General features: G+C 69.2%; 26 protein-coding genes. 11 read left to right on the top strand and 15 right to left on the bottom strand.

What is annotated here, in order from left to right; genetic code table 11:
• Positions 1 to 54: 54 nt before the first annotated feature.
• Together MO1_RS05030 and MO1_RS05025 are read left to right on the top strand one after the other, a co-directional pair.
• Positions 55 to 903 (top strand): helix-turn-helix transcriptional regulator, encoded by an 849-nt coding sequence (locus MO1_RS05030; protein WP_060915379.1) that lies wholly within the window; start codon positions 55 to 57, stop codon positions 901 to 903.
• A gap of 28 nt (positions 904 to 931) precedes the next feature.
• On the top strand, positions 932 to 1,294 hold the full coding sequence (locus MO1_RS05025; RefSeq protein ID WP_036312034.1) for a histone-like nucleoid-structuring protein Lsr2: 363 nt from the start codon (positions 932 to 934) through the stop codon (positions 1,292 to 1,294).
• 19 nt (positions 1,295 to 1,313) lie between these two features.
• On the opposite strand, the gene MO1_RS05020 is transcribed toward MO1_RS05025, so the two are convergent.
• Positions 1,314 to 1,982, bottom strand: coding sequence for a LysE/ArgO family amino acid transporter (locus MO1_RS05020; protein ID WP_060915378.1), 669 nt, complete (start codon positions 1,980 to 1,982; stop codon positions 1,314 to 1,316).
• Between the two features lie 75 nt (positions 1,983 to 2,057).
• Between MO1_RS05020 and MO1_RS05015 the strand changes: the two genes are divergently transcribed.
• Positions 2,058 to 2,939, top strand: coding sequence for a LysR family transcriptional regulator ArgP (locus tag MO1_RS05015; protein WP_060915377.1), 882 nt, complete (start codon positions 2,058 to 2,060; stop codon positions 2,937 to 2,939).
• Between the two features lie 103 nt (positions 2,940 to 3,042).
• Complete coding sequence (locus MO1_RS05010; protein WP_036312028.1) at positions 3,043 to 3,312, top strand: hypothetical protein; 270 nt, start codon at positions 3,043 to 3,045, stop codon at positions 3,310 to 3,312.
• Here MO1_RS05010 and MO1_RS05005 read toward each other — a convergent pair whose 3' ends face one another.
• Positions 3,313 to 4,155, bottom strand: coding sequence for a hypothetical protein (locus MO1_RS05005; protein WP_060915466.1), 843 nt, complete (start codon positions 4,153 to 4,155; stop codon positions 3,313 to 3,315).
• Between the two features lie 107 nt (positions 4,156 to 4,262).
• Here MO1_RS05005 and MO1_RS05000 point away from each other — a divergent pair, with 107 nt between their 5' ends.
• On the top strand, positions 4,263 to 4,445 hold the full coding sequence (locus MO1_RS05000) for a DUF1272 domain-containing protein (RefSeq protein ID WP_060915376.1): 183 nt from the start codon (positions 4,263 to 4,265) through the stop codon (positions 4,443 to 4,445).
• A 51-nt stretch (positions 4,446 to 4,496) separates the two neighbouring features.
• Here the strand turns inward: MO1_RS05000 and MO1_RS04995 are convergent, their stop codons facing one another.
• Both MO1_RS04995 and MO1_RS04990 read right to left on the bottom strand, forming a co-directional pair.
• Positions 4,497 to 6,410, bottom strand: coding sequence for a ParA family protein (locus tag MO1_RS04995; RefSeq protein ID WP_060915375.1), 1,914 nt, complete (start codon positions 6,408 to 6,410; stop codon positions 4,497 to 4,499).
• Positions 6,411 to 6,576: 166 nt separating this feature from the next.
• The gene (locus tag MO1_RS04990) at positions 6,577 to 7,044 is read right to left on the bottom strand and encodes an SRPBCC family protein (protein ID WP_060915374.1); all 468 of its coding nucleotides are present in this window, start codon (positions 7,042 to 7,044) and stop codon (positions 6,577 to 6,579) included.
• 59 nt (positions 7,045 to 7,103) lie between these two features.
• On the opposite strand from MO1_RS04990, the gene MO1_RS04985 reads away from it, so the two are divergent.
• Complete coding sequence (locus tag MO1_RS04985) at positions 7,104 to 8,447, top strand: hypothetical protein (RefSeq protein WP_255209231.1); 1,344 nt, start codon at positions 7,104 to 7,106, stop codon at positions 8,445 to 8,447.
• 398 nt (positions 8,448 to 8,845) lie between these two features.
• Here the strand turns inward: MO1_RS04985 and MO1_RS04980 are convergent, their stop codons facing one another.
• Genes MO1_RS04980 through MO1_RS04970 form a run of 3 tightly spaced genes read right to left on the bottom strand, consistent with a single transcriptional unit; the run spans position 8,846 to position 11,784 of the window.
• Positions 8,846 to 9,385 (bottom strand): DUF4352 domain-containing protein, encoded by a 540-nt coding sequence (locus MO1_RS04980; RefSeq protein ID WP_167542024.1) that lies wholly within the window; start codon positions 9,383 to 9,385, stop codon positions 8,846 to 8,848.
• 11 nt (positions 9,386 to 9,396) lie between these two features.
• Positions 9,397 to 10,077, bottom strand: a complete 681-nt coding sequence (locus MO1_RS04975; RefSeq protein WP_036312015.1) for a hypothetical protein — start codon at positions 10,075 to 10,077, stop codon at positions 9,397 to 9,399.
• 27 nt (positions 10,078 to 10,104) lie between these two features.
• On the bottom strand, positions 10,105 to 11,784 hold the full coding sequence (locus MO1_RS04970) for a PAS domain-containing sensor histidine kinase (RefSeq protein WP_060915372.1): 1,680 nt from the start codon (positions 11,782 to 11,784) through the stop codon (positions 10,105 to 10,107).
• A gap of 96 nt (positions 11,785 to 11,880) precedes the next feature.
• Between MO1_RS04970 and MO1_RS04965 the strand changes: the two genes are divergently transcribed.
• From MO1_RS04965 to MO1_RS04950, 4 genes are all read left to right on the top strand, one after another.
• Positions 11,881 to 12,255: a response regulator gene (locus tag MO1_RS04965; protein ID WP_036312012.1), complete on the top strand. Its 375-nt coding sequence runs from the start codon at positions 11,881 to 11,883 to the stop codon at positions 12,253 to 12,255.
• A 75-nt stretch (positions 12,256 to 12,330) separates the two neighbouring features.
• Positions 12,331 to 14,058 (top strand): ABC transporter ATP-binding protein, encoded by a 1,728-nt coding sequence (locus tag MO1_RS04960; protein WP_036312010.1) that lies wholly within the window; start codon positions 12,331 to 12,333, stop codon positions 14,056 to 14,058.
• The gene (locus MO1_RS04955) at positions 14,055 to 16,118 is read left to right on the top strand and encodes an ABC transporter ATP-binding protein (RefSeq protein ID WP_036312008.1); all 2,064 of its coding nucleotides are present in this window, start codon (positions 14,055 to 14,057) and stop codon (positions 16,116 to 16,118) included. The genes MO1_RS04960 and MO1_RS04955 overlap by 4 nt, the downstream gene beginning before the upstream one ends.
• A gap of 30 nt (positions 16,119 to 16,148) precedes the next feature.
• Positions 16,149 to 17,240: an alkene reductase gene (locus tag MO1_RS04950; RefSeq protein ID WP_060915371.1), complete on the top strand. Its 1,092-nt coding sequence runs from the start codon at positions 16,149 to 16,151 to the stop codon at positions 17,238 to 17,240.
• A 6-nt stretch (positions 17,241 to 17,246) separates the two neighbouring features.
• On the opposite strand, the gene MO1_RS04945 is transcribed toward MO1_RS04950, so the two are convergent.
• The 8 genes from MO1_RS04945 to MO1_RS04915 are packed head-to-tail and all read right to left on the bottom strand — an operon-like array spanning position 17,247 to position 23,948.
• A complete protein-coding gene (locus tag MO1_RS04945) occupies positions 17,247 to 17,546 on the bottom strand; it encodes a Dabb family protein (protein ID WP_060915465.1) in 300 nt (99 codons plus the stop codon).
• A gap of 36 nt (positions 17,547 to 17,582) precedes the next feature.
• A complete protein-coding gene (locus MO1_RS04940; protein ID WP_060915370.1) occupies positions 17,583 to 18,599 on the bottom strand; it encodes a Gfo/Idh/MocA family protein in 1,017 nt (338 codons plus the stop codon).
• 26 nt (positions 18,600 to 18,625) lie between these two features.
• Positions 18,626 to 20,953 carry an acyltransferase family protein gene (locus tag MO1_RS04935; RefSeq protein WP_060915369.1) on the bottom strand — a complete coding sequence of 776 codons (2,328 nt, stop codon included), beginning with the start codon at positions 20,951 to 20,953 and terminating at the stop codon, positions 18,626 to 18,628.
• 42 nt (positions 20,954 to 20,995) lie between these two features.
• Positions 20,996 to 21,796 (bottom strand): MOSC domain-containing protein, encoded by an 801-nt coding sequence (locus MO1_RS04930; protein ID WP_060915368.1) that lies wholly within the window; start codon positions 21,794 to 21,796, stop codon positions 20,996 to 20,998.
• Between the two features lie 36 nt (positions 21,797 to 21,832).
• Positions 21,833 to 21,997 (bottom strand): hypothetical protein, encoded by a 165-nt coding sequence (locus MO1_RS14705; RefSeq protein WP_036311993.1) that lies wholly within the window; start codon positions 21,995 to 21,997, stop codon positions 21,833 to 21,835.
• Positions 21,998 to 22,036: 39 nt separating this feature from the next.
• Positions 22,037 to 22,363: a hypothetical protein gene (locus tag MO1_RS04925; protein ID WP_255209227.1), complete on the bottom strand. Its 327-nt coding sequence runs from the start codon at positions 22,361 to 22,363 to the stop codon at positions 22,037 to 22,039.
• A gap of 40 nt (positions 22,364 to 22,403) precedes the next feature.
• A complete protein-coding gene (locus tag MO1_RS04920) occupies positions 22,404 to 23,273 on the bottom strand; it encodes an aldo/keto reductase (RefSeq protein WP_036312452.1) in 870 nt (289 codons plus the stop codon).
• Between the two features lie 42 nt (positions 23,274 to 23,315).
• On the bottom strand, positions 23,316 to 23,948 hold the full coding sequence (locus MO1_RS04915; RefSeq protein ID WP_060915366.1) for a LysE family translocator: 633 nt from the start codon (positions 23,946 to 23,948) through the stop codon (positions 23,316 to 23,318).
• 51 nt (positions 23,949 to 23,999) lie between these two features.
• Here MO1_RS04915 and MO1_RS04910 point away from each other — a divergent pair, with 51 nt between their 5' ends.
• Positions 24,000 to 24,296: a rhodanese-like domain-containing protein gene (locus MO1_RS04910; RefSeq protein ID WP_036311988.1), complete on the top strand. Its 297-nt coding sequence runs from the start codon at positions 24,000 to 24,002 to the stop codon at positions 24,294 to 24,296.
• Positions 24,297 to 24,314 lie beyond the last annotated feature (18 nt).

Genomic DNA, 24,314 nt, shown 5'->3' with positions numbered 1-24,314 from the left:
GGTTCGACCGTACGAAGGCGGCAGTGGTGCCGTCACCCCCGGAAGTAGGTACGCGTGGGATCGTTGGCCGAGAGCGACGCAGACACGCGGCTCGTCTCCCGAGCCGTGACGGATCTCGCACGTCAGACCCGGTTTCCGGTCGTCTTCGGCGGCCTCGAGCGCGATGGCGCCGTCCACGTGACCGCGATCTCCGGCACCCGGACCCGCAGCATCGAGGGCCTCGTCGTCGAAGCCGGGCGCGGCCTCGGTGGTGCCGCGATGCTCGAGAAGCGGCCGCGTCTGGCACTCGACTATCGGACGGCGCGCACCATCACGCACGACTACGACCGCGCCATCCTGGGCGAGGGCATCTCGACGCTCCTGGCCGTGCCGGTCGTCGTCACGGGACGGCCCCGCGGCATCGTCTACTGCGGCTCCTGGACCCCCGGCCCCGTCGGCGACCTCGTGAGCCGGCCCGCCTTCCGCGCGGCCGACATGCTGGCGACCGAACTTCGCGTGCGCGAAGAGGTGGACCGCAGAGTGGCGGCGCTCCTTCCGACCGAGCCTGCTCTCCCCGCCGCGGCGCAGGAAGACCTCCGCGAAAGCTATGCGGAACTCCGGAGCATCGCGGCATCCGTCGCGGACCCGGGACTGCGAGAACGTATCGCCGCCGTCGAGAAGCGCCTCGCGGGGATGTCGCGGGCTGCCTCGGCGGAGACCTCGCTGGACGTCGCGTTGTCGCCGCGCGAACTGGACGTGCTGGCCTGCTGCGCGCTCGGCGCCACGAACGCCGAGATCGCCGCATCCCTGTCGCTGCGCGAGGGGACGGTGAAGTCGTACCTGCAGGCCGCGATGGCGAAGCTGGATGCCTCTACTCGTCACGCGGCCGTCGCCAAGGCGCGCCGGGCCGGGTTGCTGCCGTAGCAGGCATCCACGCCACTAGGCTCGGCGCATGGCCCGCAAAATCGTGCATCAGCTCGTCGATGACCTGGACGGCACCGTCCTCGAGGTCGGCGACGGCGAGACCGTCCTCTTCTCCGTCGATGGCACCGCCTACGAGATCGATCTCACTCACGACAACGCGAACGCGCTCCGCGAGACGCTGGCGCCGTACATCGACGCCGCCCGCCGGGTGTCGAGCCGTCCGGCTGCCTCACGCGCGTCCTCGTCGTCGAACTCGAGCCGCAAGCAGAAGCGTGCCGGACAGCGCGACTACGCGCCGATCCGCGAGTGGGCTGCGCAGAACGGTTACGAGCTCTCCGAACGCGGCCGTGTTCCCGCCCAGGTGCTCGACGCCTACGACGCCGCACACTGATCGGTGAGCCCTCCCGGCGTCAGCCGAGGACGAGGGTGACCGCGATGACCAGCATGATGACGGCGATGCCGCCATCGAGGATGCGCCACGCACGTTCGGTGCGCAGAAGCGGCGCGAGGTAGCGCGCTCCGTAACCGAAGACCACGAACCAGAGCGTGCTGCCGGCGATCCCCCCGGCGAGGAAGAACCACCGCGCGTCGCCGTGTGTGGCTGCGACCGATCCGAGGACGACGGTCGTTTCGACGATCGCGTGCGGGTTCAGCCATGTGACAGCGAGGATCGTCAGGAGTGTCGCCGAGCGCGTCGCGACGCGTGGGCGGGTGAGGACCGTGCCGGGGGCCGCGGCATCCGTCGTCTTCTCGTCTCCGGCAGCTTCGAGACTGCCTCCGCCGCGCCAGGCGCGTCGCGCGCTCACGAGCGCGAAGCCGACGATGAACGCCGCGCCCGCCCACCGCGCAAGCGTCTCGAGCCACGGGTGTGCTGTGACGAGTGTCGCGACGCCCGCGACACCGAGGGTCTGGAGGATCGCGTCGCTGACGACGCAGACGAGGACGACGATGCCCACATGCTCGCGCCGGAGACCCTGACGCAGCACGATCGCGTTCTGCGCGCCGATCGACACGATCAGCCCGAGGCAGAGACCGAGGCCGGAGAGCAGGGCGATGAGTTCGGGAGACACAGCGTCCACGCTAGGGAGAAGTCCTCCTGTAGTACAGCGAAGGATCTTGCATGATCTGAAGGATTGCTTCATTAAAGTCGAATGATGGACATCCCGCTCGAACATCTGCGCACCCTCACCGCCGCGGTCGACGCCGGCACCCTCGATCGCGCGGCGGTCCGGCTGGGGATCACGCCGAGCGCGGTCAGTCAGCGGATCCGTGTCATCGAGCAGCGCGTCGGTCGGGTCGTCCTCCGCCGGACGAAGCCCGTCACCGCGACAGAAGCGGGCGAGCCGCTCGTCCGCTTGGCCCGTCAGCTCGACCTCCTCGAGCACGACGCGCGCACGGCGCTGGGCGACGACGCGGGCTCGGCGCATGTGCCGCTCGCGGTGAACGCCGACTCTCTCATCACGTGGTTTCTGCCGGCACTCGCTTCCGTCACGGCCGACCACGCCGTCACGTTCGAACTGCACCGCGAGGACCAGGAGCGCACCGCCCAGCTGCTCGCGGCGGGGACCGTCATGGCCGCCGTGACGTCACAGCGTGAGCCGGTGGCGGGATGCGTCACCTCCCCGCTCGGGCGCATGCGGTACACCGCCGTGGCGACGCGGCCCTTCGCGGACCGCTGGTTCTCGGCGGGACTGAACCGCACCGCCCTCGAGGTCGCGCCACGGGTCGACTTCGATCGCCACGACACTCTGCAGAGCGCGTTCGCCCGCCGCCACGGAGCCCGGCAGGAGCCCCCACGGCACGTGATCAGCGCCTCGGCGGAGTTCGCGCAGGCGATCACCCTCGGCCTCGGCTGGGGCATGCTGCTGCCCGGCCAGTTCGAGGCGGGCGCCGCCGACGGGTCGCTCGTCGTGCTGGCCGACGACACGATCGAGGTGCCGTTGTACTGGCAGCGGTGGAACCTGTCCTCGATGCTCCTCGACACGGTGACGGATGCCGTCCGCCGAACGGCGGCAGCCTCCCCCGCCCTCGGGTAGCGGCCCTTGCCTGCGCCGTCAATCCCCTCGGCAACCTGCGGCGGGCGACGGATGGTGGTCTTCTAGGGCCAGTGTCGGCAGGGTGAGGGACGAGGTGCGGAACATGTATGTGGATTCGGAAACGCTGCGCGCTCTACCGACGCGTCGGCCGGCGGATGCCTCGACTCGCGCCTCGCGCATCCAGTGGGACCTGATCACCGACGACCGTTACGAGGTCCGGATCGGCGGTGAAGTGGCCGGGTTCATCGACGTCGTCGGGGCCGTCTACGTCGTTCTTGCGGGCCCTCGCTACGACCGTGCGGTCGAGGTCATCCAGACGATCGTATGGTCGACCGCGACGACCGCGCTCGACCAGCACCGCTCCCGCGGCTGATCAGGTTGAGGCCCGATCGGCGTCCCTCCGGGCGCGACGGACGGCATCGCGTGCGACGACCCGCTGATCGCTGAGTACCTCGAGTTCACGCTGCGCAGCTTCCGCCTCGGAAGCAAGGCGCTCGCGTTGTTGCTCGAGACGGACAAGCTGCTTTTCCAGGCTGGCAACGCGCTCCTGCGCCGACCGCAGACTCTCCTCAAGACCAGCCAGGTCGCGCTCCGCACTCTCGGCGTGACGGCGGGCCTCGGCGGCAGCGCGCGCGTTGTCGCGGGCCGCACGCCGTTCGGCGAGTTCGTCGCTGTCCCCCGCCGGCGCGACTGCCGCCTCGAACGGACCCGACACCGCGCCGCCGAGATCGGGCGCGTCCATGCCGGTGGCCTCGATCGGGCGCAGCAGGCGAGCGCTCGCGACGGCAGCCGCGGCATCCGGGTCACGCAGAGCCGCATCGAGGGTGCGCTCGACCGCGACGCGGGCGGCAGGGCCGACCTCGACGTCGCGTTCGGCGGCGAGGTCGACGGCGCGACCGGCGAGTTCACCGAGGATGCGGCGCCGCCGGGTGGTGAGGTCGCCGAGGGCGCGGGCGTCGCCGGCATCCACGGCCTGGCGGAACTCCTCGGCGAGCTCCGCCGCGGGCGTGAGCGCGTGCGGGTCGTGCGCGGCGAGCAGATTGACGACCCACGCCGCCAGGACGGGCTTTCGGAGCTTCGCGATGGCGGCGGCCAGCGCGGGATCCTCCGCTTCTTTCGAGGCGGCCCTGCGCGCCGCGACGAACTCCTCGGCGGCGATGACGCTGAGCCGCGCAGCTACCTCGATGAGGCGGGCGTCATGATCGGCGGCAGTCATCGGGTCATCCTGCCGCACGCCGGGCGCACCGCGCATCGGCAGGAATCCTCCGGAATCCGGCATTCCGAACCCGGGGTCGCCGGCGCCGGCGCCCATAGCCTCGGAACATGCTCGAGATGCGTTCGGCCTGCGAATCCTGCGACGGTGCGCTCCCCGCCGAGGCAAAGGCCTTCATCTGCTCGTACGAGTGCACGTGGTGCCCGGTCTGCGTCGCAGGCTTCACGGACGGCGCGTGCCCGAACTGCGGCGGCGATCTGCAGCGCCGCCCGACACGGGTCGCCCGCGCCTGATCGACTCGCCCAGATCACAGGCGGAGTGAACGAGAGCACGGGGCTTCCGGTCTACAGCCCCTGGGCGACCGCGGCGGCGGCGCGCATCCACGCGTCCTTCGTACGCGGCTGCAGCGCGTCGTAGCGGATGCGGCCCGCCTTCAGCGAGTCGTCGAACGGGATGATCTCCACGGCGCGGACGTGTCCTTCGAAACCGGCAGCGATCCGCTGCGCGGCTCCGATGCCCGCGCGCTCGGACTGGCCGACCACAACCACGGCGCCGTCAGCGAGACGGCGGGAATGCTCGTCGCGCTTGCGGAGCGCGTCGAGCAGCAGCGCTGCGGACTCGGCCGACTCGGGCGCCGCCAGAGTCGGGACGACGAGCTGATGCGCGGAGTCGATCATGCGGAGCCACCGGTCGGCCGACTCGTCGTTGCCGGAATCGAAGATGACCATGCGGTAGTAGCGCGCCGCCACCTGAGCCAACAGGTCGAAGTCGGCCGTGGTGATGCGCTGGTCGGCAGCGAGCAGCTCGGGGTTCGAACGGAGGACGTCGTACCGATCGACGGACTGGTGGTGCACGAAGCGTGCGATATCCGAGACCGAGGCCGTCGCCTCGAGCAAACGCGAGGCCTCCGGCAGGAGGTCGCGGATCGTGGTGTCGTAGTCGCCCTGCTCGGTCCGCCAGCCGAGGGTGCCGCGGGTGTCGTTGTTGTCCCATGCGAGCACGTTGCCGCCGCCGTGCCGCGCGAAGACGGCGGAGAGGACTGCGGTGGTCATCGTCTTGCCGACGCCGCCCTTGCCGTTCGCGACGGCGATGGCGCGGCATCCGGCCCACTGGCGGGACACGGCCTTCTCCCGTTCCGCGCGAGCGATCTCCGCCTTCGACGGGCGGACGGGGATGCCGATCCGTACGAAGAACGAGCGCCACCCGGTGACGGTGGCGGGGTGTTCGCTCGCCGGCTCGATGAACGACGGACGGGGACCTGTGGATGCGGTCGCCTCGAACGCCGTGTCGGGCGCGGGCGCGCCTTCGGGCGCGGGTGCCGATGCTGCAGCGGGTGCAGGGGTCACCTCGAACGGAACGGGTGGCTCCTCGGACTCGAAGGACGCGCGCGCGACGTCGACGGGGTCGGTACCCGTGCCGGCCTCCGGTGCGGGAGCTGCCGCGGGGATCTCGCTCACGCGAGCGGGAGCCCACTCGGGCGGCATCCCTTCGGCGCTGTCGTCGATGTCGTCGTCGTCACCGTCGTCGAACGCCGAGTGCGTCCGAGCGACCGTGTCGTCCAGGTCCGATGCATCGTCGACGCGCGACGGCGGGAAGAAGCTCGGCACCTCGGCGACGAGCGCGGGAGCGTGCTCAGGTCCTTCGTCGGGCTCAGGCTCGTCGGGGAGCTCGGGCTCGTAGGAGAGCTCAGGCTCGGCGAGGTCGTCCTCAGGAGCGTGGTCGTCCTCAGGAGCGTGGTCGTCCGCGAGGGCCGGCGCATCCGCAGGTGCAGTGAGGTCCTCGGGCGCGTCGTCGTCCTCGGGCGAGAACCCCTCCTGCGTCGCGAACGAGGCCGCGGGCGCGTCGTCGTCCTCGGGCGAGAACCCCTCGTGCGTCGCGAACGAGGCCGCGGGCTCATCCTCGGCCGCGGGCTCAACCTTCGCAGCGGGCTCATCCTCGGTGAGGGGCTCCGGGTCGGTGGTCCACCAGGCCTGCTGGCGGAGTTCCGACCGCGTCACGGTGCGGTCGTCGAGCTCGACGTCGATCGCGCCGGAGGGGTCGATGACGAATCGGTGCTCGCCACGGTCGCCGCTCGTGAGGAGTTCGATGGACGTACCGGAGGCCGCGGCATCCGCTCGGACGCGGTCGATCAACAGGCGGCGGACCGCGTCGACGTCGGGGGTCTCGAGTGTCTCCTCGGCGCCGTCCACCGCTGTGAACCGTGCCGATCCGCCGGTGACGTGCGCGTACGCGCGTGCCGGTTCGCTGCCAGTGTTCATGGGTTCCTTTCGGTGGACCGACCGCGTGAGCGGTCCGGTCCCGGGGGCCGGCGGCGAAAATGCGGACCGCAGGGACGCAGTCGAGCGCTTCGCGCCGAGGGAGGACGCTCTCCCACGCTATCGCGGGAGACGCCAAAATCCCCGGTGGACGGGCATGAACACGGGCTCAGGCAGCCGGATCCGACCGTCGACGGGCCAGGGTGTCGACCAGGACGGTGTTCCGCGTGCGAATGAGGCGTTGCAGGTAGGGGCGCAGCAGGAGCGGTTCGACGATCCATCCGAGCAGCGGTGAACGCAGCGTCACCGTATCGGTCATCACCGTCACGTCGCCGGTGCGCTCGAACCGGTGCTCGTGGTGAAACGACCGGAACGGCCCGCGGACCTGCTCGTCGACGAACCGGTGGGGACGGTCGAGGTCGGTGATCCGCGACGTCATCTTCCACACCACGCCGAAGTGTCGGGCGCGCCAGGTGACGCTTTCGCCCAGCCCGATCGCGCCGCCCGTGACGCCCCCGACAGCGCGCTCCCCCGAGTGCGCCATCGACTCGAGGTGCGTATCGATCGACAGCGAAAGATCGAACAGCTCCTCGGGCGTGCACACGGCTCGGGTGACCTCGGTGAAGGATGCCGTCATGACGCCAGGCTAGTCGCGCAACGCCGCGTTGCTGCCGCTACCTTAAGACCGTGCTGACGATGCTCGGGATGACGTGGCGCCTCCTCGTGCGCCACTGGCCCGCGCTCGTGGCCTGGTACCTCGCGGGCGTGCTCGGTCGTTACGTCGGACTCGAGGTCGCCGGGTACGTCGGCGGCTACACGGCGCTGGGCGGCATCCTCATCCTCCCTCTGGCGATCCTCGCGAAGCTCATCAGTCTCGTCGCGATGTTCCTCGTCCTCCGGGACGGCATGGTGCGCCTCGGCGCCATCGCTCCCCCGCCCGAAGGCTCCATCGGACGGCGGCGGGCATTCCGCGACGCGATGCTCTCCTCGACTCTGCCGTTCATGGCCGTGTACGCCGCCCTGGGCTTCCTGGGTCAGGATTTCGCCGCATACGTCGACACCGCGATCCAGGTCAAACTCGGCCGCGGCCTCACGGGTGTCATCTCCGGAACCACCGTGGACACGACGGGCACGGTCGCCACGCTGACATGGGAGCCGTGGACCATCGCAGTCGTCGTCGCCGCTTTCCTGGGTCGCTGGGCATGGGGCCGCTGGAATTCACGTCTTCCCAAAGGCACCGGGCTCGCTGCCACCTACCTCGAAGGCCTCTGGGTGTTCCTTACCGTCCTCTTCGTGAGTGGCGCGTTCGCTCGCGTGTCGGCGTGGGTTCAGTCACGCCGCGCGATCGAGTGGCTCGGTCAGCTTCGCGAGAGTGTCGGAGCATGGTTCGCGCCCCTGGGATGGGTCTGGGACGGAATCGTCCTGGTCATCGGGGAAGCGGCCGGACTCATCGCCGTTCCGCTGGCGTGGCTGACCGTGGCGGGGGTGGTTTACGGGCAGGTGGTCGCACCCCAGGGTGTGCAGTGGCGTGGGGAGCTCGTCCAACGTGCTCGCGAACGCTACGGCACTCTCCCGCAACGACTCCGGCGACGACTCGGCGATATCGGTTCGGGAATGGGCGCACGTTTCCAACCTGTCTGGCGCGCGGTCGTCCTGATGTGGCGAGGTGGCCCGATCCTGATCGGGGGTTATGTCCTCGCCTACGCCGTGATCCAGCTTCTCGAGCCACTGCTCAGCGTCGGGGTGACGCGGGTCATCGGCCCGCACGACGTGTACGACTTCTGGCGAGCAGCCGGCGGGCTTCTCCTCGGCATCCCCTCGCTCATCATCGAGCCGGTTCGCACGTCGCTCATCGCGGCGGCGTACGACTCGACGGTGGGAGCCCTGATCGGCGCCCCTGTCGTCGCGTCAGGGCACGACGACGAGTCGCGCGTAGCGCGGGAGCTGGTTCGGGATCGTGAACTCGACGCCGAGCTCGCCGTCGACGTCGTCGGGCACGATGAAGGGCACGTCGATCGAGAACGCCCCGCCGGGAAATAGGTTACGGGTACTCTGCGCCGGGCACAGGGTGTTGAGGCGCCAGTTCCACGGAACGATTTGGGCGTCTGCCTCCCAGACCCTCCCCTTACCGGTCAGCTCTCGGAGCACAGGGATCGAGCACGATGTCGTCGCATCGTGACGGTCGACTCGGACCGAGACGGCGATGATCTTCGTGTTCGGCGGCAACTGTGCGTCGGGTATCGAGGTCACCTCTGCCGTGGCGGGGCCGAAGGTGATTCCACCGAAGTCGAGCGAACTTCCCGCAGCCGCCGCGACCGGGAAGGTCGGCCGTCCTTGAACGCGATTCCAGAATTCCCACCCTCCGGCGATGCCGACCATCAGCGGAACCAGGATGACGATCGCCAGGAGAGCGCCACGGTTCCGCCGCCACCAGTCGCTCACAGCCCGCCTCCTACCGTCGGCCGTAGCTCCCGAGACCTTTCGTGCGAAAGATCGCCGAGGTCAAAAGACAATTCGATGACGGAGTCGAGCCGCACATCGCCCGCTTTCGGAGCGAAGCGCAGGGTGGCCGCCTGCGAGTCGGCCCCAGCCGGCAGCTCGAACGCCACGCTCCCCGTCGTGACGATGTCCGCTCCCAGCGACTCGAGGAACAGCGACTGCGGCCTCTCGCTGGCCTGGTACATCTTGCCGTCGACGGTGAGGATCGCGGTCGAGAGCGACGTCACCTCCTCGGTCGTCTGTGCCGACATCTGGAGATCGACAATCAGCCACTGACCTTCTGCGGTCCAGCCGCGGGAGTCCGAGACAGTGGAGGCGATGACGACCTCGTCGATGGTCAGCGCCAGTTCAGACCCGAGGGCGCGTTCGCCGATCGTTGCCGGTGTGACGAAGGACGCTTCGGTGAGTTCCGCTCCAGGGGTCACCTTCGTTACGCCCCAGGCGACGACGAGCAGAGTGACGCCGACGGCCCAGACCACCCAGGGCTTCATCACGATGGACCGGACTGCTCGGCGTCGGCCCCCGCGCCGACGTCTGTCACGGTCACGGATGTCCGCGCCGCGACAACGGGGCTCACCCAGGTCTCGCCGGAAAAGACGATCTGGCCGCGCTGCAGGGAGAAGTCGCTGATCTCAACGGTGATGCCATCGCCCGCGGCGACTTCCTCGGCGCTGATCCGCCACGTGACCACGATCTCCGCCGGCATTCCCGGTTGGAGCCACGGCTTGTTCGTGCCGTCGTCGAGTCGGGCGGCGGCGACGGGTACGGGGTCGGCGAGACCCGGCACGCGAAGCGACCCTGTGAGGGACGTGTCGCTCATCGACTGAACGGGGCGGTCCCAGACGTTCTCCGCCGTGACCACCATGGCGAGAATTCGCTGACCCTTATCCGGGTCGGCGTACGCCCCGGCTTCGGGGAAGCTGTCGATGAGCACCGCGCGCTCGACCGTGATCGACAGCATGTCGTTCACGTGCGTCTCCCCGGGCTCCAGCGTCGCGATGGGCGGCGCGGCGACTGCTTCGAGCCCTCCGAACGCTGCCGCAGCGCCCAGGAACACAGCGGTGAGGATGCCGGGAATCCAGGCCGTGGGAACGCGGTCCGTCGCTGCGCGCAGCCACTGAGCATCCCGCACGGATCGGGTGCCACGGGACCCTTCACCGGTGCCTGTCACGGCGTCATCATAGCGACGCGCCACCGGTCACGCGGAGAGGGCGAACTCCGCGGCGGGCTCTATCGCCGCGCGCATCCGCGGAAGGTGCAGAGCGATCGTCGTGCCCTGACCGGGTTCGCTCTCGATCGTGACGTCGCCGCCGTGGGCTCCCACGATCGACTTGACGATGGACAGGCCCACCCCGATGCCCTGGACCGCGTTCTTGCGGACCTCGGTCGATCGGTAGAACCGGTCGAAGACACGGCGTTTGTCGTCGGCGCTCATCCCGATGCCGGTGTCCGTGATCGCGATGTGGACCTGCTCGCCGTCGGCTCGGCGAGACACCTTCACCGACACCGAACCGCCACGAGGCGTGAACTTCACGGCGTTCGTGAGGACGTTCTCCACAGCCTGCTCGATCCGGCGCGCATCGAGTTCGGCGATGACGTTCTCGTCGCATTCGACCGAGAGATCGACGCCCGCCTGTCGTGCCAGAGGGACCATGACCTCGACGGTCTCCTCGACGAGCCCTGCAACGTCGACAACCGCGGGCGCGAGCACCATCTTTTTGTTCCCCGCGGTCAGCAGCTGCGCCACCCGCTCGAGCAAGACGTCGCCGTTGCGGGAGATGGCGCCGAGGGCGTTCGCCACGCCCAGGCGGTCCGCATCCTCCCCCAGGACGTCGATGACGTGCTCGGTGTACCCCACGACGGAGGTGAGCGGGGTCCGCAGCTCATGCGACACCGTGGTCAGGAACTCCTCGCGCACCTCGATGGCGTCAGCGAGGTCGGTGACGTCGTAGGCGGCGATGACAGTGCCGAGGAGTGCACCGTCCGGGCGGTGAACGCGCCGCGACGACGCAAGGATCGCCATCTGATTGCCCGGCGTGCCCAACCACTCGAGATGGTTGCGGATGGCGTCGCCGCGAAGCGCGCGCGGGACGATCTGCTCCTGGCAGGGAACCGGGGTCGTCCGGTCGGCCTTCCGCACGTGGGGGCCGGCGAACGGCGGCGTGTCGAATCGGAAGCCGACGACCTCGGCCATCTTGTGGGCAGCGCGGTTCGCGAGGACGGGCCGCCCCTCGGCGTTGTAGAAGGCGACGGCCCCGTTGACGGTGTCGAGCACGGTCCGAAGGACGAGGGCATCGTCCTCGGACTTCTCGAGGGTCGTCTCCAGCCGGACCGCGGCATCCTCCACCTGCTGCCGACTGCGGCGGAAGCTCTGCACCGCGAGGTGGATGCCGATCGAGATGCCCGTCGCGAGGAACGGCAGAGTCACGAGGTTGAGAAGCATGAGAGGAGTGGCGACCTGCTCGACGCGCATCAGTAACGGCAGCGCGGAGATGAACAGCCCGCCCAGGAAGACGAGGAAGAGCGCCTGCCACCGGTATCGCAGTGCGATCCACGCGAAGGGCATGAGGCAGAGGACGCCCACCGTTGGGATGTAGGGGAACAGCGCCCCCCGCACGAACGCGAGAGCGACCACGTCGAGCAGCGGCACGACGATCCCCCACGGCGTCAGCAGCCAGCCGCGCCGCGGCATGAGGAAGACGGCGGATGTCGCCCCCGCGACGATCACGCCGATGAGCAGCACCTCCGACATCCAGAGACTCGGAACCGCGGCGCCGGCGGCGAGCACGACGAAGACGATTCCTGCGACGAAAGGCAGTTGCAAGCGCGAGAAAAGTTCCTCGGGCCGCATCGGCTTCCACAGCGGACGGTTGTTCATGGTTGGGACCCCCTCCCAGCCGGGAACTGCCCCCGGCTCCCCCGTCGAGCGGGTCCGGGATTACCCGCACCGACGTATGGGTGTCAGAGTACGAGGATGGGAATTTCCGTGCTCGTGGTTGACGACGACGATGACATCGCTATGCTCCTCGTTTCCAGTCTCGAGCGCGCCGGCATCGCGACCGCCCGCGCCGGCAACGGACGCGAGGGCATCGAACGGGTCCGCGCCGACCGGCCCCGCGTCGTCCTCATGGACTGGATGATGCCGGTGACCGACGGTATCCAGGCGGCTCAGGAGATCCGTGAGGATGCCGAGATCGCGCAGCCGCACATCATCATGCTGACCGCACGCGTCCACATCACCGATCAGGAGCAGGCGCTCCGCGCCGGGGTCGACGAAGTGCTCGCCAAGCCGTTCCGGCCGCGCGAGATCGTCGGCCATGTGAAGGAGCTCCTCGAGCTCGCGAGCTGACCTCTGATACGCCCTCAGCGGACATCCGCCCGCAGGAGGACGCGGATGTCGGCGGGGAGTGGCACTCTGAGACTCATGCTCGGAACCCTTCTGGTTCGGTATCTCCGGACCTACCGCTGGCTGCTGATCGGTGTGCTGGTCTTCCAGTTCGCCTCCGCGATGGCCGCGCTGTACCTCCCTCGGCTCAATGCCGACATCATCGACAAGGGCGTCACCCGCGGCGACGTCGATTTCATCTGGTCGAACGGCGTGCTCATGCTCGTGATCGCGCTCGGTCAGATCGTCGCTTCCGTCATCGCCACCTACTTCGCCGCGCGCGCCGCCATGGCGGTCGGTCGCGACATCCGGCGTGACATCTTCGACCGCGTCAGCGGCTTCTCCGAGCGCGAGGTCACCCAGTTCGGTGCCGGCTCGCTGATCACCCGCAACACGAACGACGTGCAGCAGGTGCAGATGCTCGCGATGATGGGCGCGACGATGCTCGTGACCGCTCCGCTGCTCGCCATCGGCGGCATCGTGATGGCGCTGCAGCAGGACGTCGGCCTGAGCTGGCTCATCGGGGTCTCCGTGCCGGCGCTGCTCGTCATCGGCATCCTCATCATCAGCCGGATGGTGCCCCTGTTCCGGAGCTATCAGACCAAGCTCGACGCCGTGAACCGCATCCTCCGCGAGCAGCTCACGGGCGTCCGGGTCGTCCGCGCCTTCGTCCGCGAGCCCATCGAAGAAGAGCGCTTCCGCGGCGCCAACACCGACATCCTCGTCGTCGGCCGCAAGGTCGGGTCGCTCTTCGTGCTCATGTTCCCGCTCGCGATGCTCGTGCTCAATCTCACGGTCGTCGGCGTCATCTGGTTCGGCGGCATCGAGGTGAATGATGGCTCGGTGCAGATCGGCACCCTCTTCGCCTTCATGCAGTACATCGGCCAGATCCTCATGGGTGTCCTCATGGCCACCTTCATGACGATCATGATCCCGCGCGCGGCCGTCTCGGCCGACCGCATCGGCGAGGTCCTCGCCGTCGAGGGTGGGCTCGTCCGTCCGGCCAACCCCGTGACCGACTTCCCCCGCCCCGGCGCGATCGAGTTCGAGGATGTCGCCTTCACCTACCCGGGGGCCGACTCGCCTGTGCTCGAGGGGCTCACCTTCGCGGCCGCGCCCGGCGAGACCGTGGCCGTCGTCGGGTCGACCGGCGCAGGCAAGACGACGCTCGTCTCGCTGATCCCCCGCTTGTTCGACGCAACCGGCGGAGCGGTCCGCGTCGCCGGAGTCGACGTGCGAGATGCCGACCTCGACGAGCTCTGGAAGGGCATCGGGCTCGTTCCGCAGCGCCCGTTCCTGTTCACCGGCACGATCGCTTCGAATCTCCGTTTCGGGCGCGAGGAGGCGACCGACGAGGAACTCTGGCACGCACTCGAGATCGCACAGGGTCGCGACTTCGTCGAGGAGATGGACGGGGGGCTCGATGCCCGCATTTCGCAGGGCGGCACGAACGTGTCCGGCGGCCAGCGCCAGCGGCTCTCGATCGCCCGCGCCATCGTGCACCGCCCGAACGTCCTCGTCTTCGACGACTCGTTCTCGGCGCTGGACCTCTCCACCGACGCGCGGCTCCGGCAGGCGCTGTGGCGCGAGCTCCCGGAGGTGACGAAGATCGTCGTGGCCCAGCGCGTGTCGACGATCACCGACGCCGACCGCATCGTCGTCCTGGATGCCGGTCGCATGGTCGGCGTGGGAACGCACGACGAGCTCCTCGCCACCAACGAGACGTACCGGGAGATCGTCGAATCGCAGCTGGGAGTGGACGCATGAGCGCGCAGGATACGCATCTCAATGAGGACATCAGCGAAGAAGAGAAGCTCGAAGCCGAGCTCGCCGAGCAGGCCCGCCTGAACAGCGGCTCGTGGGACTCGGTCGCGCCCGGAAAGGCATCGCAGTTCGGTCCGAGCTTCCTCCGGATGGTCGGCCTGCTGGCGCCGTTCAAGTGGGTCTTCGGCCTCGTGACGATCGCCGGTGCCATCGGCGTCGTGCTCGCCGTCATCGCCCCGAAGGTTCTCGGCGAAGCGACGAACATCGTCTTCGAGGGCTTCCTCTCGAACGTGCTCGGTGACAATCCGGCGTTCAAGGGACTGAGCCAGGACCAGGCCGTCGAGCTGCTCCGCAGCCAGGGTCAGGACCAGTTCGCGAACATCGTCGGCTCGATGCAGAGCTACACCCCGGGTACGGGCATCGACTTCGATGCCCTCCGCGTCATCATCACGTGGGTCCTCGTCATCTACGTGGTCTCGGCGATCCTGACGTGGCTCCAGGGCTACATCATCAACATCATCATGGTGCGCACCATGTGGCGCCTGCGCGAGGACGTCGAGGCGAAGCTCAACCGCCTGCCCCTCTCGCACTTCGACCGCGTCCAGCGCGGTGAGCTGATCTCCCGCGTGACGAACGACATCGACAACATCACGCAGACCATGCAGCAGTCGCTGTCCGGCGCACTCACGGCGGTGCTCACGGTCGTGGGCGTGCTCGTCATGATGTTCTCGATCTCGTGGCAGCTGGCGATCGTCGCCCTCATCGCCCTCCCGCTCATGGCCATCATCTTCGGTGTCATCGGGCCGAAGTCGCAGAAGGCCTTCGGCGTGCAGTGGCGCAAGGTCGGCCGGCTGAACGCCCGCGTCGAAGAATCTTTCTCCGGCCACGCCCTCGTCCGCGTCTTCGGTCGCGAGGCCGATGCCCGGGCCAAGTTCCAGGAGGAGAACGAAGAGCTCTACCAGGCGGCATTCAAGGCCCAGTTCCTCTCGGGCATGATCATGCCGTCCATGACCTTCGTCGGAAGCCTCACGTATGTCGGCATCGCGGTGCTCGGTGGCCTCATGGTCGCCAGCGGCCAGCTGCGCCTCGGCGACGTGCAGGCCTTCATCCAGTACTCGCAGCAGTTCACGCAGCCACTGTCGGAGCTCGGCGGCATGGCCGCGGTCGTCCAGTCGGGCACCGCGTCGGCGGAGCGGGTGTTCGAGCTCCTCGACGCCGACGAGCAGGAGCCGGATGCCGCCGACGCCCCCACCCGGGGCGACGGACGCGGCGTGATCGAGTTCGACCACGTGAAGTTCTCCTACGCCCCGGAGCACCCGCTCATCACGGATCTCTCCTTCCGCGTCGAGCCGGGGCAGACCGTCGCGATCGTCGGACCGACGGGCGCCGGCAAGACGACGCTCGTCAATTTGCTGATGCGCTTCTACGAACTCGACGGTGGACGCATCCTTCTCGACGGGCAGGACATCGCCCAGCTGTCCCGCGACGACGTCCGTTCGCGGACCGGCATGGTGCTGCAGGACCCGTGGCTGTTCGCCGGGACGATCCGCGAGAACATCCGTTACGGCCGTGCCACGGCGACGGATGACGAGATCGTGGATGCAGCGGTCGCGACGCGCGTGGACCGGTTCGTCCGCTCGCTTCCCGACGGCTACGACACGCTCCTCGATGAGGACGCCTCGAACGTCTCCGCCGGCGAGAAACAGCTCATCACCATCGCTCGCGCGTTCGTCGCCCAGCCGGCCGTGCTCATCCTCGACGAGGCGACCTCCTCGGTCGACACGCGCACGGAGCTGCTGCTGCAGCACGCGATGGCGGCGCTCCGCGAGGGACGCACGTCGTTCGTCATCGCGCACCGCCTCTCGACGATCCGCGACGCCGACCTCATCCTCGTGATGGAGCACGGCGACATCGTCGAGAAGGGGACGCACGAGGAGCTCATCGCGGCGCAGGGCGCGTACTACCGGCTGTACCGGTCGCAGTTCGAGCAGGCCCACGACGAGCATGCCCACGAAGAGCAGGGTGCAAACGTGCAGCGTGAGGATGCCGCGCCGGCGGAATAATCCGTCGGTGGGGCATCGTTTCGCCTCATCATGAGCCTGTACGAATCCGCCGTTTTCGGCGCCCTCGACCTGTCCAACCGCGTCGTCATGGCACCCCTCACCCGAACCCGTGCCACAGAGGATGGCGTGCCCACCGACGTCATGGTGGAGCACTACCGCCAGCGGGCCGGTGTCGGCCTCATCGTCACCGAAGGCACGTGGCCCGTCGTCGCCGGCAAGTCGTACCCGGGTCAGCCCGGCATCGAGACCGACGAGCAGGTGGCCGGCTGGCGTCGCGTCGCCGACGCGGTGCACGCCGAGGGCGGCACGATCGTCATGCAGCTGATGCACGGCGGCCGCGTCTCACACCCTGAGATCTCCGGTGTCGACCTCGTGGTCGGCCCGAGCGCGATCGCCTCCCCCGGTCAGGGGCGCACGGCATCGAACGAGAAGGTCGACCTTCCCGTGCCGCACGCCCTCACGACCGACGAGGTCGGTGACGTCATCGAGGAGTTCGTGCGCGCGGCGCGCAACGCGATCGCTGCCGGCATGGACGGTGTCGAGGTCCACGGAGCGAACAGCTACCTCGTGCACCAGTTCCTCTCCCCCGAGTCGAACGTCCGCGAAGACGTCTACGGCGGGTCTCCCGAGAACCGGGCGCGTTTCGGCATCGAGGTGACCCGTGCGGTCGCCGAGGCCGTCGGGGCGGATCGCACCGGCATCCGGTTGTCACCGCAGCACCAGATCCCGGGTGTTCTCGAGGCGGACGACGCGGATGCGCGCGCGACATACTCGGCCCTCGCCGAGGGACTGGCGCCCCTGGGGCTCGCGTTCGTCGACATCCTGCACGCCGACCCGAAGAGCGACATCGTGCAGCACATCCGCCACACGGCGGGCGCGCCGACGATTCTCAACTCGGGCTTCGGCGTCGTGACGACGCGCGAAGAAGCTGAAGAGCTCGTGCTCGAGGGCTGGGCGGATGCCGTTGCCGTCGGGCGTCCCGTCATCGCGAACCCGGACCTGCCGACCCGCTGGGAGCAGCGTGCCGAGCTCAACGAGCCGCGTCCGGAGTACTTCTACGTCGGTGGCGCCGAGGGCTACACGGACTACCCGTCGCTGGCTGAGGTCCGTTCCGAGCGCTGAGCGCGGTCAGTCGCCTGCGACGAAATCGAACTCCTGGAAGTCCTGGACCTCGTGTGCCCATCGGCTCTCGACGAAGGCCACGTGGTCCGGGTGGGAGGAATACGCGTCGTAGGCGGCTTGGTCGTCGAACAGCATCGTGAACTGCCACCGCAGGGCGCTGTTCGGGCTGACCTGACGATTGATGCGGAACTGCTGGACGCCGGGGATGGCCGTGAGCGACCGCTGCGCGTCCGTCAGAAAGGTCTTCTCCTCGGAGGAACCCTCGGCGTGGTGGAGGGCGAAGATGACGGTGTGCTGAATGGTCATGGTGACCAAGGCTAACCCCGGGTCGCGCCGTGGGGCTCAGCCGGCACTGATCTGACGGCGCACCTCGTCGATCGTCGCAAGCACCGACACGACCTCGTCGTGCGGGTGCACCGGCGACTCGCTCAAGCCCTCGCCGACGTACGACGCGAAGGCTGTCGCCTGGTAGCTGAGGCCGTCGTGCACCTGGGGCATGGCGTCGTCGCGCCACTCTTCGACATCCGCTCCGTCGACGCTGAGGCGGAGTCCGACGGGGCCGTAGAACGGGCTCAGAACGTCGAGTCGTCCACGGGAGCCGAAGACGGATGCCTCGATCGGCGTGACGGCGCCGAACGTCGTCGTGAGCGCGGCTTGAGCCCCGGCATCCGTCTTCAGTGCGATCGTGGCACTGTCGTCGACGCCGGTGTCGGCGAGGGTTCCCACGGCGCGGATCGTGGTGGGCGGGCCGATGATCGACGAGGCGAACGCGACGATGTAGACGCCGAGGTCGAGCATGGCGCCGCCGCCGAGCGCCGGATCGAACATGCGGCTCGTCGGGTCGACGTCGACGAGCGATCCGAAATCGGCGCGGACGAGATCGATCTCGCCGAGGAGGCCCGCATCGAGCACCTGGCGGATGACGTCGGCCTGCGGCAGGTACCGGGTCCACATCGCCTCCGCGACGAGGACTCCGGCGGCGCGCCCGGCATCGAGGATCTCCCGCGCATCGGCCGCGTTGAGAGCAATCGGCTTCTCGATGAGGACGTGCTTTCCGGCGGCGATCGCGGCGAGCGCCTGTTCGCGGTGGAGCGGATGCGGGGTGGCGACGTACACGACGTCGACCTCCGGGTCGTTCACGAGCGCGTCGACGGATGCGTGCACGCGCCCGATGCCGTGCGCGTCGGCGAAGGCGCGAGTCTTCGCCGTGTCCCGTGCGGTCACGGCGACCGCCCGCTGCGCAGTGTGCGCGTGAATGGCATGCACGAACTGGTCGGCGATGCCGGTACCGATGACGCCCCAGCGGAGCGCCGGGACGGCGGCGGGGTCGATCAGGCGGGGCGTGGGAAGAAGAGGCATCCCGCCATCCTGTCGCATGTCCGCGATCACCGCGGCTTCAGCAACCCCTCCCCGTCGAGCGCCTGCCGCAGCGCGGGCGCGATGTGCTCGGCGAACTCGACCGTGAGGTGCGTCTGGTCGTACTTCGTCGGGAGCGTTCCGGCGAAGGGCGGGCAGACTCCGTCGACACAGGTGAACGGGAGGGACGACATCGCGTGGTCGCCCGCCTTCGTCGCGGCCCGCTCGGACAGCGCCTCCATCGTGCGCCACGTTCCGTCGACGGCGCTGTCGCACGCCTTCGGCGACGACGTCGGGGTGTAGCACGCGGCAAGGCTGACACCCTGCGGCGGCGGGGCGAGGTGCAGCATCCGCTCGCCCATGCCGTACGAGGCCGCCTCGCGCCGCTGCGCCGCGATGAGCGCGTCGGCCGACAGGTCGGTGCCGTCGGCCGCGCGACCGAGCGTGAAGGCATTCGACATCACCACGAGGTCAGGCTTGTCGGCGAGGATCGCGGCACGCACGGCCGCCTTCCGCTCCTGGCATCCCGCCATGACCTGCGGGTCGTCGTTCTCGACGAGGACGTCGGTGAAGCGGCATCCGTACATCCCCATCGCGGACACGCGGATGCCGCCGGCGCTGTCGTCGGCGATGCGCCGGAACGCAGGCGCGTAGGCCATCGCGGTCGAGTCGCCGACGAGCCAGATGTGCACGGGCGCGTCGCCGCTCCCCCATCCGCACGCGGTCGTCGCGCCCGGCGAGAAGCAATCGTGCGCGGGGTTCGCTCCTGACGACGCCGCCATCACCCGATCGAGCGACGGGTTGAGGTCGGGCCAGGCGTCGGCGGCTGCCGCGGCGGCGAGTTCGGCCTGCAGGTCGGCGGTCGGGTCGCCCGAGACCTGTGGGGCCGAGGCCACCGGGGCGAGTTCCGGCAACCCGAACTTCGGACCGTGACCGGATGCTGTGGCCCACAGCGCGCCCGCGAGGGCGACCACGACGAGGCCCGCCGTCGCGAGGAACATCTGCGCGGCGAACCGCTCGCGCCATGCGGCGGTCGCATCGCCGCGCGGAGCGGGGGCTGGAGCGGACTCAGGCGCGGGGGCGGGCGCAGTTGTCACCGCCGCGACCGGTGCCGCCAGCGCAGCCGGTTCGACGCGCGCGGGCGCGACGGTCGGGCGAGTGGAGCCGGGGAAGTAGCGCGTGCCCGGGGTCCAGCCCGCCGGACGCGTAGTCGTTGCGACGACGACGGGTACAGGAGCGGGCTCCGGCTCTGGTTCGGCAGCGCGCGCCTCGGGCCGCGGCATCCCGCCGAGGAACGGCGCGTAGCGAAGCGGCTGCTCCACTATCAGGTACGACGCGAGCCCCAGGACGAGTGATGCGCCGAGGACGATCCACAGCCGGAACTCGGATGCCGGGAGCAGCGTCTCGGCGAACACCACGACCGGGAAATGCCACAGGTAGAGCGAATACGACGCGTCGCCGAGGAACACGGCGACCGGGTTCGTGAGCGGGAAGAGGTGGCGCTGACGCGCATCTCCGGCGACCCCACCCGCGAGCACGAGCGCGGTCGCCGCGAGGGGACCGGCCGCCCAGGGTGCGGGAAAGCCTCCCGATGTCGGATCGATGAGCAGGAGCGACGCGACGATCCCGGCGGCACCGAGCCACTGCGCGACCGCCCCGATCACACGCGGGATGCGGCGAAGCACCGGCACGAGCGCAGCGACGAGGGCCCCGGCGCCGAGCTCCCACGCGCGGGTCAGCGTCGAGAAGTACGCGACCGTCGCCTGCGAATCGGACTGGACGAGCGCCCATCCGAACGACGCCGCGACGATCACCGCCGACGCCACGCCGACGACGACCGCGAGCCGACGCCGACCGACGAGCGCCAGCGCGATGAGGAGCAGCAGCGGCCACCCGAGGTAGAACTGCTCCTCGACGGACAGCGACCAGAAGTGCTGGACGGGCGAGACGGCGCCGGTGTCGGCGAAGTAGTCGGTGCCTTGCGCGGCGAAGTTCCAGTTCGAGGCGAAGGCGGCAGCCCAGGCGGCATCCCACAGCGTCTGCGTGCCGCGGATGCGGTTGAACATGAACCAACCGGCGACCGCGACCGCGATGAGCACGACGAGGGCGGCCGGCAGCAGGCGTCGCGCGCGACGCGCATAGAACCCGACGAGAGAGACGCGGCCGGTCTCTTTCGCCTCACGGAGCAGCATCCCGGTGATGAGAAAACCCGAGATGACGAAGAACACATCGACGCCGAGGACGCCGCCCGCGGGCCACCCCGCAGCGTGTGCGCCGATCACCGCGAGCACGGCAAGGGCGCGAAGGCCTTGGATGTCGCGGCGCGGAGAGGCGGGGGTGTAAATCGGAGAGTCCATGGAGGGAGCCGACGGAGAGTCTATGGGATCGGTCCCACCGCGTCAGTCGCGGTCGACGACAACCTCGTCCCCGACACGCACGGTGCCGCCGCCCTCCGCGGGCAGCAGCAGGATGCCGAGCGTCGGCTCGTCCTGACCGAACTCGGTCGTCAGCACCCGCAGCAGGCGGGCGTCGCGCTGACCGGTGTCGGGGTTCGCGGCGATGGCGGCGCACCGGCCGATCGGCCGCTGCACGTCGAAAGCCACCTCCCCGATGCGGACGCGCCCCGTCCAGTCGAGCTCCGCCCAGGGCGCGACACCCGCGACGACGATGTTCGACCGGAACCGCCGGTCGTCGACGGGCGCAGGCGTGACCGCGGCCACTGCGTCGATGGAGGCAGCGGCGTGCAGGGACACGTACCCTCTGGCACGGTCCTGGAATCGGGCTGAGCGACCGTCGCCGATGAGTCGCAACGGCAGGATTCCGTCTCGATGCAGAAGCCGCGCATCGGAAGTCTGCTCGAGGAAGGCGGTGATGGCCGCCTCGAGCTCACGCCGCCCCGGCTCATCGAGGGCTGCTTCGGCCAGCAGTCGGTCGCCCTCGCTCATGCGGACGAGCCCGGTCCCCGGGTCGAATGCGACGCGCACGCGGGCGATCGAGGGGAAGTCCATGAGCGCGAGGCCCCGGCTCTTCGGCCACGACTCGAGGCCGTCGGCATCCTCGGGCTCCGTCGCGTCCGCGAACCGGAACGCGAGGACGCGGTCCCCGGCGATCCGGCCGTCGTCTTGGACGACGAGCTCCGAGCGAGGCTCGGGAGTGAATCCCTTGATCGGGTAGCGGAAAAGATCCGAGACGGCGGCCATCGCTCTAGCCTGCACCACGGAGAGGGATGCCGCCGGTCAGACCTTCTTCTTGGCGGCGCTCCGCCGGACAAGACCGAACACGACCGTGCCGACGAAGAGCACGATGCCGATGAGGCCCAGCCAGAAGAGCCCCTCGAACGCGAAACCGACGATCGACAGCACCACCCAGATGACGAGCAAAATGATGAGAACTGTCCACATGAGCCTCACCGTACGCGGGATCGCGTGGAGAAGATACCGTCATGCCTGCCGGTAGTGACGGACCCGCTCGTCGCGCTCGATGAGGAACTCGTCGTCTTCGGGATAGAACACCGCCCGCTCGATGTCGTCACCCGCGAACGCCGCGATCACCGCGAGGTTCTCCCACCGCGACAGGGTCGTGATCTCCGTGCGGCCGTCGCCGAGATCGCGCGTCAGCAGCCAGGCTCCGAGGTTGCCGGGCGTCGCGCGGTAGGCGCTCATCCCGGTGCGCTCAACGTAGTCCGCGTAACGGTCGCGGTCCTCCGTGCGGACGACGCCGGTCCACATCCGGACTGTGGGCTGCCCGCTGGGGCTGTGATGCGTCACCCGCCCACCCTGTCAGAGGGGGGCGGGCGACGCGAGGGGCTCAGCTGCCGAGCTTCGACAGCTCCGCGAACTCCTCGTCGGTGAGCTCGATGGTCGCGCCCTGCAGGTTGTCCTCCAGGTGGGCGACGCTGGAGGTACCGGGGATCGGGAGCATGACCGGCGAGCGCTTCAGCAGCCACGCGAGAGCGATCTGCGCGGGCGTCGCGTTCTTGCGCTCGGCAATGTCGCTGAGGGGCGAGTCGGCGCCGGTGAGTCCGCCGGTCGCGAGCGGGAACCACGGGATGAACCCGATGCCCTGCTCCTCCGACCAATCGAGGAGCGCCTCGGCGTCACGGTGCTGCAGGTTGTAGAGGTTCTGCACCGTGACGATCTCCGCGATCTCCTGCGCGGCCTTGACCTCGTCGATCGAGACCTCGGAGAGGCCGATGTAGCGGATCTTGCCCTCATCCTGCAGCGCCTTCAGCTCGCCCACCTGGTCCGCGAGGGGGACCTTCGGGTCGATGCGGTGCAGCTGGAACAGGTCGATGCGCTCGAGCCCGAGGCGCCGGAGGCTCATCTCGGCACCCTGACGCAGGAACTCGGGGCGGCCGAGCGGCGGCCAGACGTTCGGGGCGGTGCGGGTCAATCCCGACTTGGTCGCGATGAGGACGTCATCGGCGTAGGGGTGCAGTGCCTCCTTGAGGAGCTCCTCGGCGACATACGGGCCGTAGGACTCGGCGGTGTCGAAGAAGTTGACGCCGAGCTCGACACTGCGACGGAGGACGCGGATCGCCTCATCGTGGTCCTTCGGCGGCCCCCAGACGCCGGGGCCGGTGAGCTGCATCGTGCCGTAGCCGAGGCGGTTGACCTCGAGGTCTCCGCCGATGCGGAACGTGCCGGACGACTGTGCAGGCTTCGTGTTGTTCGTCATGGGGAGTTGCAGCGCACGGGGGCGCCGGAACATTCCCGGCCGTCAGCTTTTCGCGCCGGTGAGGGCGAGCGCCCCGCCGAGGCCGATCATGAGGAAGCCCCCCGCCCCGGACAGCGTCGCCAGTCGTCGCGGCGAGCGACCGAACCAGGTGCGGGCGGTGCCGGCGGCGACGGCCCACGTGCTGTCGCAGACGAGGGCGATCGCCTGGAAGACGAGGCCGAGGATCAGCAGCTGCGCCCAGATCGGCCCGGCATCCCGGGCGACGAACTGCGGGAGAACGGCGACGAAGAACGCGATGGTCTTCGGGTTGGTCATCCCGACGATGAACCCCTGTCGCAGCAGGGTGGTGACGGATGCCGGGGCTCCCCCACCCCGGTCGGCCCGACGCGTCCGGTGCCGAATCGCCTGCACGCCCAGGTAGACGAGGTAGATCGCACCCACGACTTTGATCGCCGTGAAGGCGATGACCGAGGACGCGACGATCGCGCCGACGCCGAAGGCGACGAGGAGGAGCGCGGGGATGTTGCCGAGGGAGTTTCCGAGCACGCTGAGGACGCCCGCGCGGCGGCCGAGGGCGATGGATCGGCCGATGACGAAGAGCACACCGGGGCCCGGGATCACGATGATCACCATCGACGCCAACGCGAAGGCGACGAGGTTCTCGATCGGGATCATGAGGGAACGTTATCGCGCCCGGCATCCGCTCTGATCTGCGAGCATCGACGTATGCACTCCATCACGACGACTCAGCTGGCCGAGGCCGCCCCCGCGAACATCATCGACGTCCGCGAACCCGATGAATTCGCTGCCGGTCACGTGCCCGGTGCGCGCAATATCCCCCTCTCGACCGTGCCCGACCACGTCGACGAGCTGCGTGAACTCGAGGACCTGCACCTCATCTGCCAGGCCGGTGGCCGAAGCGCGCGGGCTGCCGCGTTCCTCGAGCACCACGGCCTCGAGACGACGAACGTCGACGGCGGCACCGGTGCGTGGATCGCGGAGGGTCGCGACGTCGAGAAGTGATGCGCTTCGCGACGGGAC

Origin of the sequence: Microbacterium oleivorans NBRC 103075 (assembly GCF_001552475.1) — a bacterium.
GTDB lineage: Bacteria > Actinomycetota > Actinomycetes > Actinomycetales > Microbacteriaceae > Microbacterium > Microbacterium oleivorans.
This window is presented reverse-complemented; position numbering and strand designations above follow the sequence as displayed.

Bases quoted from the DNA above. Each gene is read 5' to 3' on its own strand.
- MO1_RS05025 (WP_036312034.1), top strand. From the start codon at position 932: ATGGCCCGCAAAATCGTGCATCAGCTCGTCGATGACCTGGACGGCACC.
- MO1_RS05015 (WP_060915377.1), top strand. From the start codon at position 2,058: ATGGACATCCCGCTCGAACATCTGCGCACCCTCACCGCCGCGGTCGAC.
- MO1_RS05010 (WP_036312028.1), top strand. From the start codon at position 3,043: ATGTATGTGGATTCGGAAACGCTGCGCGCTCTACCGACGCGTCGGCCG.
- MO1_RS05005 (WP_060915466.1), bottom strand. From the start codon at position 4,155: ATGACTGCCGCCGATCATGACGCCCGCCTCATCGAGGTAGCTGCGCGG.
- MO1_RS05000 (WP_060915376.1), top strand. From the start codon at position 4,263: ATGCTCGAGATGCGTTCGGCCTGCGAATCCTGCGACGGTGCGCTCCCC.
- MO1_RS04995 (WP_060915375.1), bottom strand. From the start codon at position 6,410: ATGAACACTGGCAGCGAACCGGCACGCGCGTACGCGCACGTCACCGGC.
- MO1_RS04990 (WP_060915374.1), bottom strand. From the start codon at position 7,044: ATGACGGCATCCTTCACCGAGGTCACCCGAGCCGTGTGCACGCCCGAG.
- MO1_RS04985 (WP_255209231.1), top strand. From the start codon at position 7,104: ATGCTCGGGATGACGTGGCGCCTCCTCGTGCGCCACTGGCCCGCGCTC.
- MO1_RS04970 (WP_060915372.1), bottom strand. From the start codon at position 11,784: ATGAACAACCGTCCGCTGTGGAAGCCGATGCGGCCCGAGGAACTTTTC.
- MO1_RS04965 (WP_036312012.1), top strand. From the start codon at position 11,881: ATGGGAATTTCCGTGCTCGTGGTTGACGACGACGATGACATCGCTATG.
- MO1_RS04960 (WP_036312010.1), top strand. From the start codon at position 12,331: ATGCTCGGAACCCTTCTGGTTCGGTATCTCCGGACCTACCGCTGGCTG.
- MO1_RS04955 (WP_036312008.1), top strand. From the start codon at position 14,055: ATGAGCGCGCAGGATACGCATCTCAATGAGGACATCAGCGAAGAAGAG.
- MO1_RS04950 (WP_060915371.1), top strand. From the start codon at position 16,149: ATGAGCCTGTACGAATCCGCCGTTTTCGGCGCCCTCGACCTGTCCAAC.
- MO1_RS04945 (WP_060915465.1), bottom strand. From the start codon at position 17,546: ATGACCATTCAGCACACCGTCATCTTCGCCCTCCACCACGCCGAGGGT.
- MO1_RS04940 (WP_060915370.1), bottom strand. From the start codon at position 18,599: ATGCCTCTTCTTCCCACGCCCCGCCTGATCGACCCCGCCGCCGTCCCG.
- MO1_RS04935 (WP_060915369.1), bottom strand. From the start codon at position 20,953: ATGGACTCTCCGATTTACACCCCCGCCTCTCCGCGCCGCGACATCCAA.
- MO1_RS04930 (WP_060915368.1), bottom strand. From the start codon at position 21,796: ATGGCCGCCGTCTCGGATCTTTTCCGCTACCCGATCAAGGGATTCACT.
- MO1_RS14705 (WP_036311993.1), bottom strand. From the start codon at position 21,997: ATGTGGACAGTTCTCATCATTTTGCTCGTCATCTGGGTGGTGCTGTCG.
- MO1_RS04920 (WP_036312452.1), bottom strand. From the start codon at position 23,273: ATGACGAACAACACGAAGCCTGCACAGTCGTCCGGCACGTTCCGCATC.
- MO1_RS04915 (WP_060915366.1), bottom strand. From the start codon at position 23,948: ATGATCCCGATCGAGAACCTCGTCGCCTTCGCGTTGGCGTCGATGGTG.
- MO1_RS04910 (WP_036311988.1), top strand. From the start codon at position 24,000: ATGCACTCCATCACGACGACTCAGCTGGCCGAGGCCGCCCCCGCGAAC.